The organism is Streptomyces ovatisporus (assembly GCF_042653885.1).
Classification (GTDB): Bacteria; Actinomycetota; Actinomycetes; order Streptomycetales; family Streptomycetaceae; genus Streptomyces; species Streptomyces ovatisporus.
In genome coordinates this window covers 419,706-436,837 of the sequence record NZ_JBHSFH010000013.1, presented here as the reverse complement: position 1 = coordinate 436,837, position 17,132 = coordinate 419,706, and the positions used below count along the sequence as shown (strand labels likewise).

Here is a 17,132-nt window from a genome sequence, read left to right as displayed (position 1 = left end):
GGCGGAGGCAGACGCGGCGGCGGAGGCAGATGCGGCGGCGGGGGCGGAGAAGGCGCATCCCGCGCCCTCCTGGGCACCGGACTCCGGGGCCGCCGCGAGGCTTTCGGGGGAGAAGCTCACCCTCGCCTACGACCGGCGGACCATCAGCGAAGGCCTGGACATCGCCGTGCCGGACAACTCCTTCACGGTCGTCGTCGGGCCCAACGCATGTGGGAAATCGACCCTGTTGAGGGCCCTCTCCCGGATGCTCAAGCCCGCCGCGGGCTCCGTCCTGCTGGACGGCGCCGACATCGGCGGCATGCCCGCGAAGAAGCTGGCACGCACGCTCGGTCTGCTTCCCCAGTCGTCCGTCGCCCCGGACGGGATCACCGTCGCCGACCTCGTGGCACGCGGCCGGTATCCGCACCAGGGGCTGCTGCGGCAGTGGTCGCGGGAGGACGAGCGCGTCGTACAGGAGTCGATGGCGGCGACGGCGGTCGAGGATCTGGCCGACCGCTTCGTCGACGAACTCTCCGGCGGGCAGCGGCAGCGCGTCTGGCTCGCGATGGCTCTGGCCCAGCAGACGCAGCTGCTGCTGCTCGACGAGCCGACGACGTACCTCGACATCGCCCACCAGATCGAGGTGCTGGACCTGTGCGCCGGACTCCACGAGGAGCAGGGCCGCACGCTCGTCGCGGTGCTGCACGACCTGAACCACGCGGCGCGCTACGCCACCCATCTCATCGCCATGCGCGGCGGCCAGGTCGTGGCGCAGGGCGCCCCCGGCGACATCGTCACCGCACAGCTGGTGGAGGAGGTCTTCGGCATGCCGTGCAGGGTGATCGAGGATCCGGAGACGGGAACGCCGCTCGTGGTGCCGGCCGCCCGGGAGCGTACGCGGGAGATGCGGACGGCGTGAGCCGCCCGGGTACGGGCGGGAGCCGGGGAGCGCACCGGAGGCGGTAGCGTCAGAGGCATGAGCGAGCCGATGCCGGGTCCGATTCCGGCGCAGTACGACGGGGGGCCCGCCGCCCCTGTGGAAGCAGCGGAGACCACGCAGCCGGCACCACCGGCACCGCCCCGGCAGGAAGTTCCGCTGCCGGCGGCCCCGGCCGCGGAGCACGCCGACGACCAGGCCGGGCCCGGAACCGCGGCGGAGGCCGGACCCGGGCCGGACGGGACCGAAGGACGGTACGACAGCCGGGAGGGGGACGAGAGCGGTGAGCCGGACGACGGCCCCCGCCCGCTCGGCCTGCGCACCGAGCCCACCGGACACTCACCGGTCGACGCCCGGTTGAGGCGTCTGGAGGACGCGGACCACCTGGCCGTCTCGGGGCATCTCGAGGTCTACGAGGACGTGCACCGCGGCCTGCGCGACACCCTCACGGCACTCGACCGTCCCGCTCCCGGACCCGCGCCCGCCCCCCGGGTTCCCGGGCACCCGCACCCGGGGAGCTGATCCGTGCCGCGACGCCGACTCGACGCGGAACTGGTGCGCCGCAAACTGGCCCGCTCCCGCGAGCACGCCGGCCGGCTCATCGCCGAGGGACGGGTGACCGTCGGCGGCAACGTCGCCGCCAAGAGCGCCACGCAGGTGGAGACGAGCGCCGCGGTCGTCGTCCGCGACGACGGGACCGACCCCGGCTACGTCTCCCGCGGAGGCCACAAACTCGCGGGCGCCCTCGGTGCGTTCGTGCCGCGCGGGCTGTACGTCCAGGGCCGCCGCGCCCTGGACGCCGGAGCATCGACCGGCGGCTTCACCGATGTGCTCCTGCGTGCGGGGGTCCGGGAGGTCGTCGCCGTGGACGTGGGCTACGGGCAGCTCGCCTGGTCGCTGCGGAGCGACGAGCGCGTCACCGTCAAGGACCGTACGAACGTACGGGAGTTGACGCTGGACGACGTGGACGGTGAACCGGTCGGTCTCGTCGTGGGCGACCTCTCCTTCATCCCTCTGGGACTCGTGCTCCCCGCCCTCGTACGGTGCGCCACCCCTGACGCCGATCTCGTGCTCATGGTCAAGCCGCAGTTCGAGGTCGGCAGGGAACGGCTCGGCAGCGGCGGTGTGGTGCGCAGCGCCGAACTGCGGGCCGGAGCAGTCAGTACGGTCGCCGCGCAGGCAGCCGCACTGGGCCTCGGGACGATGGGGGTGACGGCGAGTCCGCTGCCGGGGCCGTCCGGCAATGTCGAGTACTTTCTGTGGCTGCGCGCCGGTGCACCGGAGATCGACCCGGCCGCTGTCGAGCAAGCTGTGGCGGAGGGCCCGAAATGACGACATCGACCAGCGGACGCAGCGGCGCACAGGACGGCGAGGGCGGTGAAGGCGGCGGGGAACGCACCGTCTTCCTGCTCGCCCACACGGGCCGTCCCGCCGCCGTACGCAGCGCGGAACTCGTCGTACAGGGACTGCTCCGCAACGGGATCGGGGTGCGGGTCCTCGAGGCGGAGGCAAGTGATCTGCCGCTGCCGGACCCGGTGCGCAAGGTTCCCTCCACCTCCGACGCCGTCGAAGGCTGCGAACTGATCGTGGTTCTCGGCGGGGACGGGACGCTGCTGCGCGGTGCCGAGTTCGCGCGCGCCTCGGGCGTCCCGATGCTGGGGGTCAACCTCGGCCGCGTCGGTTTCCTCGCGGAGGCCGAGCGGGACGACCTCGACAAGGTGGTGCACCGGGTGGTCACCCGGGGTTACGAGGTCGAGGAACGCATGACGCTCGACGTGCTCGTACGCAACGACGGGCGCACCGTGCACCACGACTGGGCCATCAACGAGGCGTCGGTGGAGAAGGCGTCCCGCGAACGGATGCTGGAGGTCGTCACCGAGGTCGACAACCGGCCGGTGTCCCGCTTCGGCGGCGACGGGGTGGTCTGTGCCACACCGACCGGTTCCACGGCCTACGCCTTCTCGGCGGGCGGCCCGGTCGTGTGGCCGGAGGTGGAGGCGCTGCTCATGGTGCCGATCAGCGCGCACGCGCTGTTCGCCAGACCCCTGGTGACCGCGCCCGATTCGGTGCTCGCGGTGGAGGTGCAGCCGCAGACGCCCCACGGCGTCATGTGGTGCGACGGCCGGCGCAGCGTCGAACTCCCGGCGGGCGCACGTGTGGAGGTACGGCGAGGGTCCGTCCCGGTGCGCCTCGCGCGGTTGCACCACGCCTCGTTCACGGACCGCCTCGTCGCCAAGTTCGCGTTGCCCGTTGCCGGTTGGCGTGGAGCGCCGCACTGAGGGGTGAACTTCGCACTGCCCCGGGCGCGGTCCCGCCGGTCACGTTCCGCGCGCTCGTCCGCCTGTGAGCGAGGCGTCACGGTTCCCGCCGGGACGGGCCTGGGGTGGGGGTACCTCCGCGGACTGCGTATGGTCGTACCCGTGTTGGAGGAGATGCGGATCAGGTCCCTGGGCGTGATCGACGACGCCGTCGTCGAACTGTCCCCTGGTTTCACCGCGGTGACCGGTGAGACGGGTGCGGGCAAGACCATGGTCGTCACCAGCCTGGGCCTGCTGCTCGGCGGGCGCGCCGACGCCGCGCTCGTACGTGCCGGAGCGAAGGCCGCGTCCGTCGAGGGGCGGATAGTCGTGGCCCCGGCCTCGCCCCCGGCGCTGCGTGCGCGCGAGGCGGGCGCCGAGGTGGAGGACGGGGAGCTGCTCGTCAGCCGCACCGTCTCGGCCGAGGGCCGCTCCCGCGCCCACGTGGGCGGCCGTTCCGTGCCCGTCGGGCTGCTCGCGGAGCTCAGCGACGACCTCGTGGCCGTGCACGGCCAGACCGACCAGCAGGGCCTGCTGCGCCCCGCCCGGCAGCGGCAGGCGCTGGACCGCTTCGCCGGCGAGGCCGTCTCCGCACCCCTCGCCGCATGGACCGAGGCGTACCGGCGGCTGCGCAAGGTCAGCAGCGAACTCGACGAGATCACCACCCTCGCCCGCGAACGCGCGCAGGAGGCGGACATGCTCCGCTTCGGTCTGGAGGAGATCTCCGCCGCCGGACCCCAGGCGGGCGAGGATGCCGAACTCGCCGCCGAAGCCGAGCGGCTCGGCCACGCCGAAGCCCTCGCCTCCGCTGCCACCACCGCGCACGGCGCCCTGGCGGGCGATCCCGCCGACCCCGAGATCGTGGACGCCGGCGCGCTCGTCTCCGCAGCGCACCGCGCGCTGGAAGCCGTACGGGCGCACGACCCGGCGCTCGCCGCACTGGCCGACCGGCTGGGTGAGGTCTCGATCCTGATGGGCGACGTGGCGGGGGAGCTGGCCGGATATGCCGACAACCTGGACGCGGACCCGCTGCGGCTCGCCGCGGTCGAGGAGCGCCGGGCGGCGCTGACACAGCTCACCCGCAAGTACGGGGAGGACATCTCAGCCGTTCTCAGCTGGGCGGAGGTGAGCGCCGCACGCCTCACCGAACTCGAGGGCGACGACGAGCGCATCGGCGAACTCACAGCGGAACGCGACGCACTGCTCGCCGAACTGACCGTGCTCGCACAGCAGTTGACCGACGCTCGTACGGACGCGGCCAAACGGTTCGCCGACGCCGTCACCGAGGAGCTCTCCGAACTCGCCATGCCGCACGCCCGCGTGACGTTCGCTCTCCGGCGCGGCGACGCGGCAGAAGGCACCGAGGGCCTCCAGCTCGACGGCCGTGACGTCGCGTTCGGGCCGCACGGAACCGACGAGGTCGAGCTGCTGCTCGCGCCCCACCCCGGCTCCCGGCCCCGTCCGATCGCCAAGGGCGCCTCGGGCGGTGAGCTCTCCAGGGTGATGCTCGCCGTCGAGGTGGTCTTCGCCGGTTCCGACCCCGTGCCGACCTACCTCTTCGACGAGGTCGACGCGGGCGTCGGCGGAAAGGCAGCCGTCGAAGTCGGACGGCGTCTCGCACGGCTGGCCAGGTCCGCCCAGGTCGTGGTGGTCACACACCTCCCGCAGGTCGCCGCGTTCGCCGACAGGCACCTCGTGGTGGAGAAGACGGACGACGGGTCGGTCACGCACAGCGGCGTCAAGGCGATGGAGGGCGAGGACCGGGTGCGTGAGCTGTCCCGGATGCTCGCCGGCCAGGAGGACTCCCAGCTGGCGCGGGCGCACGCCGAGGAGCTGCTGGAGGCTGCCCGTACGGGCACCTGACCCGCACGCCGTGGCCGGACCCGGGGCGTCCGGCGTCGTGATCCGGCCAGTGGCCGCGTCCTCCGTGTGGGTGATAGCTGTACCGTGCAGACGCGTGGAGCCGCGCCGCCGGCGCAGGTATGGTCCGGGGGCCCCGCCACCGGCTGGCATGCTGGGCGCGGATCGGCCGTACGGGCGAGTCCCCGCCCTCCCGCCGTGCGTGCGCTCCCCGGCAGCAGCCGTGCAGTCCGTCCTCAGAAGTCGCTTTGGAGATCGACCAGTTGTGACCCGTCCCCCCACGCCTACTCCGCCGTCCCTGGGCCCGGCACCACCCCACGCCGTGCAGGTGGTCGACGGCGCCAGCGCGGGCACCGGCGCCCATGTGCGGTCCCTGGCCGAGGGGCTCGTGGCGCGCGGGCTTCGGGTCACCGTCTGTGCGCCGCCCGGCGCCGAACCCACGTACGGCTTCGAAGACATCGGCGCCCGCTTCGTGCCGCTCCCCGGCCGCAGCGAAGCGGAGGCGGCCGCGGCCCTGCGACGGGTCTGCGCCGACGCCGACCTGGTCCACGCGCACGGCGTCCGGGCCGCGCTGCCGGCCCTCTCCGCACTCGTCCTGACGGGGCGGCGGCGCGCGCCGTTCGTCGTCACCTGGCACCGCCGGGGTCACGCGTCGGGGGCGCGGGCCCACTGGAGACGGCTCATGGAGCGCAGGGTGGCCCGTGGCGCGACCGTCGTCCTGGCCGCGACGACGGACCTGGTCGACCGGGCACGGCGGCTGGGGGCGCGCGACGCGAGGCTCGCGCCGGTCGTGCTGCCGGGACGTGTCCGCCGGAGCGACGCCGCAGCGCCGGCGGAGCCGCACCGGTCGGCGGAGGAGCGGCGTCACCACAAGTCGCGTGCCGAAGTGGGCGCGGTGGGGCGCCCGTTGGTCTTCTCCGTGGGCCGCCTCGACGTCCACCACGGCTACGGCACCGTGCTGACGGCCGCACGCGCGTGGCGCGACCTCGACCCGCCGCCGCTGCTTGCCATCGCGGGGGAGGGGCCGCAGCGCGGGGAGCTGCAACGGCGCGTCGACGAGGAGGCGCTTCCGGTGCGGCTGCTGGGGCGGCGCGAGGACGCCTTCGAACTGCTGGCAGGAGCGGACGTCGCGGTGCTCACCGCCCGCTGGGAAGGCCGGTCCCTGCTGGCGGAGGAGGCGCTGCACGGCGGGGTGCCGCTGGTCGCCACCTCGGTCGGGGGCGTTCCCGAACTGGTCGGTGACGGCGCCCTGCTGGTGCCGTACGGAGACGCGGACGCGCTCGCCTCCGAGGTGCGCGGACTGCTGGCCGACCCCGTGAGGCGGGAACGGCTGGCCGCGGAGGGACGTGCGCGCGCCTCGGAGTGGCCGACCGAAGAGGCCACCGTGGCCCATGTGCTGAGCGTCTACGACGAGTTGACGAGCTGACGAGCTGACAGGCCGACGCGGGCAGGGCCCCGCTGACGGGCCGGTGCGCGGCGGACGGGCCGACCGGCAGGCGTGGCGGACCTCAGCTGGAGTCCCGCACGACCAGCGAGGCGGGCGTCACGACCGGTGCGGGCGGCGCCGCGTCGGGGATCAGGCCGATCCGCCCGAGAAGCAATTCGGCCATGATGCGGCCCATCCCTTCGACGTCCTGCCGCACCGTGGTGAGGGCGGGCTCCGACCATGCGGCGGGTTCCAGGTCGTCGTAGCCGACGACCGACACGTCCTGCGGCACCCGGCGCCCCTGGGCGCGGAGCGTACGGAGCGCCCCGGAGGCCATGAGGTCGTTCGCGGCGAAGACGGCGTCCAGGTCGGGTGCCGTGCGCAGCAGTTCGGCCATGGCGCGCTCGCCGCCGCCGGCGGTGAAGTCGCCCTGCGCCACGAGGGCCGGGTCCTTCTCGTGGACGCTGACGCCCAGGGCGTCGCAGTAGCCGTAGAGGCGGTCGAGTGCGGAGGTCTGGTCGAGGGGGCCGTTGATGAGAGCGATCCTGCTTCTGCCTCGCTCCTGCAAATGTGCAACGGCCTGGTGGGCCCCGCCCCGGTTGTCCGTGTCGACGTACAGCAGGTCCGGGTCGTCGTCCGCACCGGGCCAGCCGGGCCGGCCGCCGAAGACGGCGGGCAGCCCCGTGCGGGCGGCGATGTCAGGGAGGGGGTCGTCGCCGTGCAGCGAGAACATCAGGGCGCCGTCGACGTGCCCTGCCGACAGGTACCGTCCGATCCGTTCGTAGTCCTTGTGCTGTTCGAGCAGGATCAGCAGCAACTGCATGTCGTGCTCCGAGAGTTCGCGACTGATACCGCGCAACTGCTGGGCGAAGAACGGGTCTGCGAAGACGCGCCTCTCCGGTTCGGCGATGATCACGGCGATTGCTCCGGTGCGGCGGGTGACGAGGGTCCGGGCCGCGTTGTTGGGCACGTAGCCCAACTCCTCCACGGACTGCCGCACTTTCTCGCGGACCTCCGCCCGTACGCCCGCACCGCCGTTGACCACCCGCGACACCGTCGCACGCGAGACCCCGGCGTGGGCCGCCACGGCCTCCAGAGTCGGACGGGAATCGCGGAATGTGTGCACGGACAACTCCTTTTCTTTGCCTAGGTCTTGACCAATCACCAATCTATGGGCACCGTACAGGCCATGACGTGAGAGCGCTCTCACCCCCCACGAACGAGGAGCGTAAATCATGGTTTTGAAGAGCGACAGACGGCGCTGGGCACTCGCGGGTCTCGCGACGCTCGCCCTCTTCGGCGCCTGCATGGCGCCGAACGCGCAGGCGGACGAGGCGAATCCGGCGAAGGAGAAGGCCGCCGCCCTCCAGGAGGTCTGGCGTACGGACTTCGACGGCGCGGCGGGGTCACTGCCCTCCAGCGAGGACTGGATCATCGACAAGGGGCACAGTTACCCCGGCGGCCCCGCGAACTGGGGCACCGGCGAGATCCAGGAGTACACCGACAGCCCCGACAACCTTCAGCTCGACGGTGACGGGCACCTGAAGATCACGGCGTTGAAGAACGGCGACACCTGGACCTCGGCCCGTATCGAGACCCAGCGCACCGACTTCGCGGCCCCCGAGGGCGGCGTCATGCGGATCGAGGCGGGCATCAAGCTGCCCGAGCCCGCCGGGGAAGCCGCGCTCGGCTACTGGCCGGCGTTCTGGACCCTGGGCGAGGACTACCGCGGCAATTACCACAACTGGCCCGGGGTCGGCGAGTTCGACATCATGGAGAACGTCAACGGGCAGACCACCACCCACGGCGTGCTGCACTGCGGCGTCAACCCCGGAGGCCCGTGCAACGAGACCACGGGCATCGGCAAGGCCCACGAGTGCGCGGGCTCCTGCAAGACGGAGTTCAGCGAGTACGCGCTGGAGCTGGACCGCAGCGGTGAGACCGAGGAGCTGCGCTGGTACGCCGACGGCCAGCACTTCCACACCGTCAAGGAGACCGATGTGGACGCCCAGACCTGGGCGGACGCCACGCACCACGGTCATTTCATCCTGCTGAACCTCGCGATGGGCGGGGCCTTCCCCGACGGCGTCGCGGGCCGGCAGACCCCCACCGCCGCCACTCAGCCGGGCGGCTCCATGTCCGTGGACTACGTGTCCGTGGAAACCACCGGAGGTGCCGTCAAGTGATCAGCCGCAGGTCTCTCATCCGCGGTGCAGCCGCCGCAGCGATCGCCGCTCCGGCCACGGGCCTCCTCGTGACCGAGGCCGGAGGCGTCACCCGCAGGAAGACGGGCGGGAAAGCCGCAGCCATGCCGCTGAAGATCGTCAACAACAGCGGCGAGTACGGCAACGCCTCGATCCACGTCTACATCGTGGGCAACGACGGCACCAACCAGGTACGCGTCACCCCCGAGGGCGAGTTGAAGCCCGTAGCCATCGGCGACAACGGGTCCGACGGGTTCACCGACTACGCGATTCCGCTGGCGGGCAGCGGCGAGACGACTCTCCAACTGCCCGAGATGTCGGGCCGGATCTACTTCGCGCTCGGCGACAAGCTGAAGTTCAAAGCGGTCGAGGGAGGCGACGGCAAGGCCGCGCTGGCCTACCCGGCGGCATGGGTGGAGTCCGACCCCAACTTCGGGGTGCTGCACGACTGTGCGGAGTTCACCTACAAGGGCGGGGCCATGTACTGCAACACCACCATGGTCGACATGTTCAGCGTGCCGCTGTCCATCCAGCTCAAGGGCGACAAGGACCAGACGACCGGCACGCTCAAGGACGGTGCGCGGGCGAAGGTCTTCCAGGACCTCAAGGGCGCCGAGGCGTTCTCGAAGCTGGTCATCGACGACAAGCGCGTCATCGCCCCCGGCCACGGCATGGGTTCGGGCCTCTTCGCCGAGAACTACTTCGACGCGTACATCGACGAGGTGTGGAGCACCTACGCCGGCAAGGACCTGGTCGTCACCACGAACGCCGGCAAGTTCACCGGACGGGTCAGCGGCGACAAGCTCTCCTTCACCGGTCCGGCCGAGGTCTCCTTCGACAAGCCCAGCACGAAGGACGTCCTCTTCTGCGACGGCGCACTCGCCGCACCCAACGACGGGACCACCGGACCCGTCGCGGCGATCCTGGGTGCCGCGTTCAACCGCACCACGCTCGCCTCGGTCGCCGACCAGCCCACCACGGACCCCGCGGAGTTCTACAAGGGGGACTCGGCCCACCAGTACGTCAAGGCCATGCACGAGGCCACCGTCGACGGCAAGGCCTACGGCTTCGCCTTCGACGACGTCGCCGGGTTCGCGTCCTACATCGAGGACGGCGGCGCCAGCGAGATCACACTCACGCTGACCCCGTTCTGAGGGAGCCCCCGGCCGGGCACACCGCCCCGCTGGACTTCCCCCGCGCCGCCCCGCCAGGCGCGGGGGAAGCCGTCCCTCAACGCCACGCCCGCTGCCGGTGGTCCCCGGCAGCGGGCGTGGTTCCGTTCGTCCGCGCTCGACTCGCAGCTTCGCCGCTCCGCGGCTCAGGCGGCGGCGTCAGCCCCCGTACGCCCCCGAGGCCGTCAGGCGCAGGGCCGTGTCGATCAGCGGCACGTGGCTGAACGCCTGCGGGAAGTTGCCCACCTGGCGCTGCAGCTTGGAGTCCCACTCCTCGGCCAGCAGGCCCAGGTCGTTGCGGAGGGAGAGCAGCTTCTCGAAGAGCTTCCGCGCCTCCTCGACGCGCCCGATCATCGCCAGGTCGTCGGCGAGCCAGAACGAGCAGGCGAGGAACGCGCCCTCCTCGCCCTGGAGTCCGTCCACGTTGTCGCCGTCGAGCTGCGAGGTCGGGTAACGCAGCACGAAGCCGTCCTCCGTGGACAGCTCCCGCTGGATCGCCTCGACGGTACCGATGACGCGCTTGTCGTCGGGCGGCAGGAAGCCCATCTGCGGGATGAGCAGCAGGGAGGCGTCCAGTTCACGCGAACCGTAGGACTGCGTGAAGGTGTTGCGCTCCTTGTCGTACCCCTTCTCGCACACGTCGCGGTGGATCTCGTCCCGCAGGTCACGCCACCGCTCCAGCGGCCCGTCGACGTCACCGGACTCGATCAGCTTCACCGTACGGTCGACCGCGACCCAGGCCATCACCTTCGAGTGCACGAAGTGCCGCCTGGGGCCGCGGACCTCCCAGATGCCCTCGTCCGGCTCGTCCCAGTGGTCCTCCAGGTAGCCGATGAGCTTCAGCTGGAGCAGGGAGGCGTAGTCGTTGCGGGAGAGGCCCGTCATGTGGGCGAGGTGCAGCGCCTCGGTCACCTCGCCGTACACGTCCAGCTGGAGCTGGCCCGCCGCGCCGTTGCCGATACGGACGGGGACGGAGTTCTCGTACCCGGGAAGCCAGTTGAGCTCCGCCTCGCTCAACTCCCGTTCCCCGGCGATGCCGTACATGATCTGCAGATTCTCCGGGTCGCCCGCGACCGCGCGCAGCAGCCACTCGCGCCAGGCCAGCGCCTCCTGGTGGTAGCCGGTGCGCAGCAGCGAGGAGAGGGTGATCGCCGCGTCCCGCAGCCACGTGAAGCGGTAGTCCCAGTTGCGCATGCCGCCGATGCACTCGGGGAGCGAGGTCGTCGGCGCGGCGACGATGCCTCCCGTCGGCGCGTACGTCAGCGCCTTCAGCGTGATCAACGACCGTACGACCGCCTCGCGGTAGGGGCCGTGGTACGTGCAGTGGTCGACCCACTCACGCCAGAAGTTCTCGGTCGCCTCCAGCGCCGACTCGGAGTCCGGCTCGGCCGGCGGGCTCTTGTGCGAGGCCTGCCAGCTGATGGTGAACGCGACGCGCTCGCCCGGAGCGATTGTGAAGTCCGAGTAGGTCGTCAGGTCCTTCCCGTACGTGTCGGCCTCGGTGTCCAGCCACACCGAGTCGGGCCCCGCGACGGCGACCGTGCGGCCCTCGATCTGCTGCACCCACGGCACGACCCAGCCGTACGAGAAGCGCATGCGCAGCGCCGAACGCATCGGCACGCGGCCGCTCACCCCTTCCACGATCCGCACCAGCTGCGGCGCGTGCTGTTCGCGGGGCGGCATGAAGTCGATGACGCGGACCGTGCCGCGCGGGGTGTCCCACTCGGACTCCAGGATCAGTGAGTCGCCGCGGTAGCGCCTGCGGGCCGCCTTGGGCGGCTCATCCCCGTTGACCTGGGGGCCCACCCGCCAGAAGCCGTGCTCCTCCGTGCCGAGAAGACTCGCGAACACGGCATGGGAATCGAAGCGCGGAAGACAGTGCCAGTCCACCGACCCGTCCCTGCCGATCAGGGCGGCGGTCTGCATGTCCCCGATGAGTGCGTAATCTTCGATGCGCCCAGCCACGTGCATCTCCAGTCGAACTGTGGCTCGCCCCCGTGGGACGTGCGATGACCTGCGAATATCCGTACTGCTCAATCACATGTCCGATCGAGCGTCCGAGCAGGATACGACCTGGCGGAGCCTTGTGCCTCGCGCTCGCCACACTATGGATAAGCCGAAGAGGTGAGCTTGCGTCATACCCGCTCACAAGGCGCGACCGCACCCTCACGGTAGGGGACGGAAAGCCGGGTCCGAAGCCGCCCGCTCTGTGAGGCCGGACGCACTCCCGCACAGGCGAGGCACAGCCTCACGGCGTCGCTGATACCCTGGTGGCCCGTGGACCGGTGGGCGCGAGTTCCCGGATCCGTCCTCGGATTCCCGGCACGGAAGCCCCCCGAACCGCAGCGACGGTACCCCTGAGCATCTGCTGCGCACCGACTGCGTACGAAGTCAGGGCGCCGGTGCGCAGCCCACCTCGCGACCACGGGAGCACCTCTTGGCATTGCCGCCCACATCCATGACGACCAAGCACCTCTTCGTCACGGGGGGTGTGGCTTCCTCGCTCGGCAAGGGGCTCACCGCCTCCAGCCTGGGTGCGCTCCTCAAGGCGCGGGGCCTGCGCGTCACGATGCAGAAGCTCGACCCGTATCTGAACGTCGACCCCGGCACGATGAACCCCTTCCAGCACGGTGAGGTGTTCGTCACGAACGACGGCGCCGAGACCGACCTGGACATCGGCCACTACGAGCGCTTCCTCGACGTCGACCTCGACGGCTCGGCCAACGTCACCACCGGCCAGATCTACTCCTCCGTCATCGCCAAGGAGCGCCGCGGCGATTACCTGGGCGACACGGTGCAGGTCATCCCGCACATCACGAACGAGATCAAGCACCGCATCCGGCGCATGGCCACGGACGACGTCGACGTCGTCATCACCGAGGTCGGCGGCACCGTGGGCGACATCGAGTCGCTGCCGTTCCTCGAAGCCGTCCGCCAGGTCCGTCACGAGGTCGGCAGGGACAACGTCTTCGTCGTGCACATCTCGCTGCTGCCCTACATCGGGCCCTCGGGCGAACTGAAGACGAAACCCACCCAGCACTCCGTCGCGGCGCTGCGCAGCATCGGCATCCAGCCCGACGCGATCGTGCTGCGCGCCGACCGTGAAGTGCCGCGCTCCATCAAGCGCAAGATCTCACTCATGTGCGACGTGGACGACGCCGCCGTCATCGCCTGCAGGGACGCGCCCTCGATCTACGACATCCCGAAGGTCGTCCACGCCGAGGGCCTGGACGCCTACGTCGTACGGAAACTGGACCTGCCCTTCCGCGACGTGGACTGGACGCAGTGGGACGACCTGCTGCGCCGCGTTCACCAGCCCGACCACGAGGTGACGGTCGCCCTCGTCGGCAAGTACATCGACCTGCCCGACGCGTATCTGTCCGTCACGGAGGCGCTGCGTGCCGGCGGTTTCGCCAACAACGCCCGCGTGAAGGTCAAATGGGTCACCTCCGACGACTGCCGCACGGCGGAGGGCGCCCGCCGCCAGCTCGGGGACTGCGATGCGATCTGCATCCCGGGCGGCTTCGGCGAACGGGGCGTCGAGGGCAAGGTGTCCACCATCACCTACGCCCGCGAGAACGGCGTTCCGCTGCTCGGCCTCTGCCTCGGCCTGCAGTGCATCGTCATCGAGGCCGCCCGGCACCTGGCGGGCATCGAGGGCGCCAACTCCACCGAGTTCGAACAGGGAACGGCGCACCCCGTGGTCTCCACGATGGCCGAGCAGCTCGACATCGTCGCCGGCGACGGCGACATGGGCGGCACCATGCGGCTGGGCCTCTACCCGGCCAAGCTCGCCGAGGGCTCGATCGTGCGCGAGGTGTACGGCGGCGAGCCGTACGTCGAGGAACGCCACCGGCACCGCTACGAGGTCAACAACGCCTACCGGGGCGAGCTTGAGAAGAAGGCCGGCCTGGTCTTCTCCGGCACTTCGCCGGACAACAAGCTCGTGGAGTACCTGGAGTACCCGCGGGAGGTGCACCCGTACCTGGTCGCCACCCAGGCCCATCCCGAGCTCCGCTCGCGGCCGACGCGCCCGCACCCGCTCTTCGCGGGCCTGGTCGCGGCAGCGGTGGCCCGTCAGCAGAGCGGGGGCGGGGCATGACACAGCACGGGCCGAGGACGCGCACCGTCGGAAGCCGCATCGCCGACTCCCCGCAGGAATGGGAAGTCACCGCCACCGAGGTGCCGTTCGAGGGCAAGAAGACAAGCGTCCGCACCGACGACGTGGTCATGCCCGACGGTTCGGTCGTACGCCGCGACTACCAGGTCCACCCCGGTTCCGTGGCCGTCCTCGCCCTGGACGAGGAGGACCGGGTGCTGGTCCTCAGCCAGTACCGCCACCCGGTGCGCCAGAAGCTGTGGGAGATCCCCGCCGGACTGCTCGACGTCCCCGGCGAGAACCCGCTGCACGCGGCACAGCGTGAGCTGTACGAGGAAGCGCACGTGAAGGCAGGCGACTGGCGCGTCCTGACCGACGTGTACACCACTCCCGGCGGCTGCGACGAGGCCGTCCGCATCTTCCTCGCCCGTGACGTCTCCGTCGCCGAAGGCGAACGCTTCGAGGTCTCGGAGGAGGAGGCCGACATGGAGCACGCCAGGGTTCCGCTGCCCGAACTCGTACGGGGTGCGCTGGCGGGGGAGTTGCACAACAACTGCCTCGTGGTGGGCGCGCTGGCGCTGAGCGCCGCCCTGGCCGCACCGGGCGGCCCGGACGCGCTGCGCCCGGCCGACGCCCCTTGGCCCGCCCGTCCGTTCCGGCCGTAGCGGCGCCGCACACGGGGCCGCCGGACCTCCGGCGGTCCCCGCGGCGCGGCGCCGGCACGGTCCCGCCCCCCGGACGGCGGGCACGCGCCGCGCGCCACGCACCCGTCCGTCCGCGGTGAACTACGCTCTGTGCGTTCCCGCCCACTGTTGCGGCGGGCTCGTACAGGCGCAGGTGGACGGGAGCGTGGCCCGTGACGGAGCAAGCGGTGCAGCCCACAGGCGCGGACGCGTCCGACAGGCCGCCCACGCCGCGTACGGACCGGCCGCACTCCGCGGGAGGCCCGGCCCGTGGTGCCTCGGCGGATGGTGGCGAAGAGACCCCGCCGGGCGGCACGTTGCCGGGCCGCAGCCGCGAACTCGACGAGCTGCGGGCCGACATGGAACGTGCCGGACTGCACACTCTGTCCGGGCGCCCGGCCCCGCACAGCCGCGTGCTCCTGATCGCGGGGCGTCCCGGTTCGGGACGCACCGCTCTGGCCGAGGCCCTCGTCGCGCGGGCCGCGGGTGACTACGCGGACGGCGTGCTGCGTGCCCGGCTCACCGATCCCGGCGGCGCGCCCGTCCCCACGGAGCGCACCGTGCGCGACCTGCTCGCCGCCCTGGGGCCCGACCCCGTGCCCGCGGGCGCCGGGGACGACGAACTCACCGAGACGCTGCGGGCGGCGCTCGGCACGCGCCGCGTGCTGCTCTTCCTCGACGACGTGGCGAGCGCGGAGCAGGTGCTCGACCTGCTGCCCGACAACCGCGGCTGCCTCGTCCTCGCGGTGGCCTCCGGTCCGCTCACAGGCGTACCGGACGTCCGGCCGTGCACGCTCGGGGGGCTGGAGAGACCGGCGGCCGTCTCGCTCCTGGCATCCCGTGCCGGGGCGCCGCACCGTACGACGGTCGACCCGGGCAGCGCCGAACTCGTCGCCGAGGCGTGCGGGGACCTCCCCGCAGCGCTGGTGATGGTGGGCGGATGGCTCGCGGCGAGGCCGAAGCTCTCCGTGGCCGACGCCGCCAAGCAGCTCGGCCTCCTCCCGCACACCGACCCGCTGGAGCGGGCCTTCCGGCTCGTTGCCGACTCCCTCGCCAAGCCCCCCGCCCGCGTACTGCGGATGCTGGCCCTCGCGCCGGCCGGACTGGCGGACGCGCACACCGCCTCGTCCCTCGCCGGGTGCTCGGTCGCCACAGCGCAGAGCATCCTGGAGGAGTTCCTGCGGCTGGGAGTGGTGCACAAGAGCAAGCTCGCGCCCGGCTGTTACGAGGTGCCGCGCTGTCTCGACCCCCTGCTGCGAGCCGAACTCGCCGAGCGGGAAGGCCCGGAGGAGTCGATGCTCGCGCGGGCCCGCATGCTGGAGCGGACCGTACGGCAGCTGAGAGCCTGCCACGCGATCACCGAGCCCGAGGGCTCCGAGGCCCGCAAGAGGCTGGCGTTCCTGCCGCGTACGGTCCGTTTCGGGTCCCCGGCGGCGGCCCGGCAGTGGCTCGGGGAGCGCCGCCCGGCGATGATCGCCGCCGCCCGCCTCGCCGTCGACGAGGGCGAAGGCCGACTGGACGGCCTCGCCCGCCGGCTGATCTCCGCGCTCGCCCGCGCCTTCGACGCGCACCGCTCCCCGCAGGAGGCCGCCCCGGAGCTGTACCGGCTCCATGAACTGGTGCTCGACGTCGCCGAACGCGGCGGTCTGCAGCGCGAACGGGCGGCGGCACTGCTGAACTTGGGCGATCTGGACGCCCGTACGGGCAGGCACCCGCGCGCTCTCGCCCGGTACCGGGCGGCACTCGACGCCGCCCGCGACGGACGGACGGGACCCAGGGGCCGCAGGGTGCCGGACCACTTCGCGGCGGGGCGCGCCCTGGAGTCGATCGGCAGCACGTACGAGGACCTGAGCGACTGGGCACGCGCCGCCGACTGGTACGGCCGGGCTCTCGAACACCACCAGACGCGCGACGCGCAGGCAGCCGCGGCCCGTGTCCACGGCCGGCTGGGAGCCGTTCACACGTGCGCGGGACGGCTGGACGACGCGCTGCGCGAATGGCGCGCCGCAGCGGCCAACTTCCGCAGGCTCCAGGACGCCCGGGCGCACGCCCGCGCCTTGAGCGAGGTGGCGAGGGTGCAGGAGTACGCGGGCAGGCCGCAGGAGGCGGTACGCGCCTGCCGGCTCGCCATCCAGGCCGTCCGGCCCACCGGGGACGACAGGCTGCACGCCGCGCTGCTGCTGCGGCTGGCCGACGCCTGCGACCGGATCGGCGACGTGCGGGAGGGCCGCAGGCAGCGGCAGGCGGCCGATGAGCTGCTCCGATCGCACAATGGCGGGTATGACGCCGAGTCGGCCTGCGAAACCTATAGCTGATCCGGAAAAAATTGCTGCTTTGTAAGGCTGGACACGGAAGCATCCTTCATTAAACTGGCGGAGCCGTGGCTACCCGAGCAACATCCGGCATGCCTCACATCTGCCGCTGTAGTGGGATGTCGCCACGATCGCTTCCGTCGTCCACCGGCGCGGAAGGTTC

13 protein-coding genes are annotated in these 17,132 nt (G+C 71.9%); 11 read left to right on the top strand and 2 right to left on the bottom strand.

Translation table 11 applies throughout. The features are described from left to right. The first annotated feature begins 142 nt into the window (after positions 1-142). The 6 genes from ACFPA8_RS23305 to ACFPA8_RS23280 all read left to right on the top strand — a co-directional run bounded on the left by ACFPA8_RS23305 (position 143) and on the right by ACFPA8_RS23280 (position 6,499). The gene (locus ACFPA8_RS23305; RefSeq protein ID WP_386451532.1) at positions 143-898 is read left to right on the top strand and encodes an ABC transporter ATP-binding protein; all 756 of its coding nucleotides are present in this window, start codon (positions 143-145) and stop codon (positions 896-898) included. A gap of 57 nt (positions 899-955) precedes the next feature. Next, on the top strand, positions 956-1,438 hold the full coding sequence (locus tag ACFPA8_RS23300) for a hypothetical protein (protein ID WP_386451458.1): 483 nt from the start codon (positions 956-958) through the stop codon (positions 1,436-1,438). A 3-nt stretch (positions 1,439-1,441) separates the two neighbouring features. Next, on the top strand, positions 1,442-2,248 hold the full coding sequence (locus ACFPA8_RS23295; protein WP_386451456.1) for a TlyA family RNA methyltransferase: 807 nt from the start codon (positions 1,442-1,444) through the stop codon (positions 2,246-2,248). After that, entirely contained in the window at positions 2,245-3,195 is a 951-nt protein-coding gene (locus tag ACFPA8_RS23290) for an NAD kinase (RefSeq protein ID WP_386451454.1), read from the top strand. Before ACFPA8_RS23295 ends, ACFPA8_RS23290 begins: the two co-directional genes overlap by 4 nt. Before the next feature lie 129 nt (positions 3,196-3,324). Further along, complete coding sequence (recN, locus tag ACFPA8_RS23285; RefSeq protein ID WP_386451453.1) at positions 3,325-5,076, top strand: DNA repair protein RecN; 1,752 nt, start codon at positions 3,325-3,327, stop codon at positions 5,074-5,076. A 262-nt stretch (positions 5,077-5,338) separates the two neighbouring features. Further along, entirely contained in the window at positions 5,339-6,499 is a 1,161-nt protein-coding gene (locus ACFPA8_RS23280) for a glycosyltransferase family 4 protein (protein WP_386451451.1), read from the top strand. Positions 6,500-6,581: 82 nt separating this feature from the next. On the opposite strand, the gene ACFPA8_RS23275 is transcribed toward ACFPA8_RS23280, so the two are convergent. Continuing rightward, positions 6,582-7,625, bottom strand: a complete 1,044-nt coding sequence (locus ACFPA8_RS23275) for a LacI family DNA-binding transcriptional regulator (RefSeq protein ID WP_386451449.1) — start codon at positions 7,623-7,625, stop codon at positions 6,582-6,584. A 109-nt stretch (positions 7,626-7,734) separates the two neighbouring features. On the opposite strand from ACFPA8_RS23275, the gene ACFPA8_RS23270 reads away from it, so the two are divergent. Further along, the gene (locus tag ACFPA8_RS23270) at positions 7,735-8,685 is read left to right on the top strand and encodes a glycoside hydrolase family 16 protein (protein WP_386451448.1); all 951 of its coding nucleotides are present in this window, start codon (positions 7,735-7,737) and stop codon (positions 8,683-8,685) included. Beyond that, positions 8,682-9,857: a beta-1,3-glucanase family protein gene (locus ACFPA8_RS23265; RefSeq protein WP_386451446.1), complete on the top strand. Its 1,176-nt coding sequence runs from the start codon at positions 8,682-8,684 to the stop codon at positions 9,855-9,857. The genes ACFPA8_RS23270 and ACFPA8_RS23265 overlap by 4 nt, the downstream gene beginning before the upstream one ends. Before the next feature lie 177 nt (positions 9,858-10,034). On the opposite strand, the gene ACFPA8_RS23260 is transcribed toward ACFPA8_RS23265, so the two are convergent. Continuing rightward, entirely contained in the window at positions 10,035-11,846 is a 1,812-nt protein-coding gene (locus tag ACFPA8_RS23260; protein WP_386451445.1) for a glycoside hydrolase family 15 protein, read from the bottom strand. Between the two features lie 487 nt (positions 11,847-12,333). Here ACFPA8_RS23260 and ACFPA8_RS23255 point away from each other — a divergent pair, with 487 nt between their 5' ends. The 3 genes from ACFPA8_RS23255 (at position 12,334) to ACFPA8_RS23245 (ending at position 16,972) form a co-directional block, all read left to right on the top strand. Next, the gene (locus tag ACFPA8_RS23255; RefSeq protein WP_386451443.1) at positions 12,334-13,977 is read left to right on the top strand and encodes a CTP synthase; all 1,644 of its coding nucleotides are present in this window, start codon (positions 12,334-12,336) and stop codon (positions 13,975-13,977) included. Beyond that, on the top strand, positions 13,974-14,639 hold the full coding sequence (locus ACFPA8_RS23250; protein ID WP_386451441.1) for an NUDIX domain-containing protein: 666 nt from the start codon (positions 13,974-13,976) through the stop codon (positions 14,637-14,639). The genes ACFPA8_RS23255 and ACFPA8_RS23250 overlap by 4 nt, the downstream gene beginning before the upstream one ends. Positions 14,640-14,830: 191 nt before the next feature. Next, a complete protein-coding gene (locus tag ACFPA8_RS23245; RefSeq protein WP_386451439.1) occupies positions 14,831-16,972 on the top strand; it encodes an NB-ARC domain-containing protein in 2,142 nt (713 codons plus the stop codon). Positions 16,973-17,132 lie beyond the last annotated feature (160 nt).

Bases quoted from the DNA above. Each gene is read 5' to 3' on its own strand.
- ACFPA8_RS23290 (WP_386451454.1), top strand. From the start codon at position 2,245: ATGACGACATCGACCAGCGGACGCAGCGGCGCACAGGACGGCGAGGGC.
- ACFPA8_RS23300 (WP_386451458.1), top strand. From the start codon at position 956: ATGAGCGAGCCGATGCCGGGTCCGATTCCGGCGCAGTACGACGGGGGG.
- ACFPA8_RS23250 (WP_386451441.1), top strand. From the start codon at position 13,974: ATGACACAGCACGGGCCGAGGACGCGCACCGTCGGAAGCCGCATCGCC.
- ACFPA8_RS23270 (WP_386451448.1), top strand. From the start codon at position 7,735: ATGGTTTTGAAGAGCGACAGACGGCGCTGGGCACTCGCGGGTCTCGCG.
- ACFPA8_RS23255 (WP_386451443.1), top strand. From the start codon at position 12,334: ATGACGACCAAGCACCTCTTCGTCACGGGGGGTGTGGCTTCCTCGCTC.
- recN (WP_386451453.1), top strand. From the start codon at position 3,325: ATGGTCGTACCCGTGTTGGAGGAGATGCGGATCAGGTCCCTGGGCGTG.
- ACFPA8_RS23260 (WP_386451445.1), bottom strand. From the start codon at position 11,846: ATGCACGTGGCTGGGCGCATCGAAGATTACGCACTCATCGGGGACATG.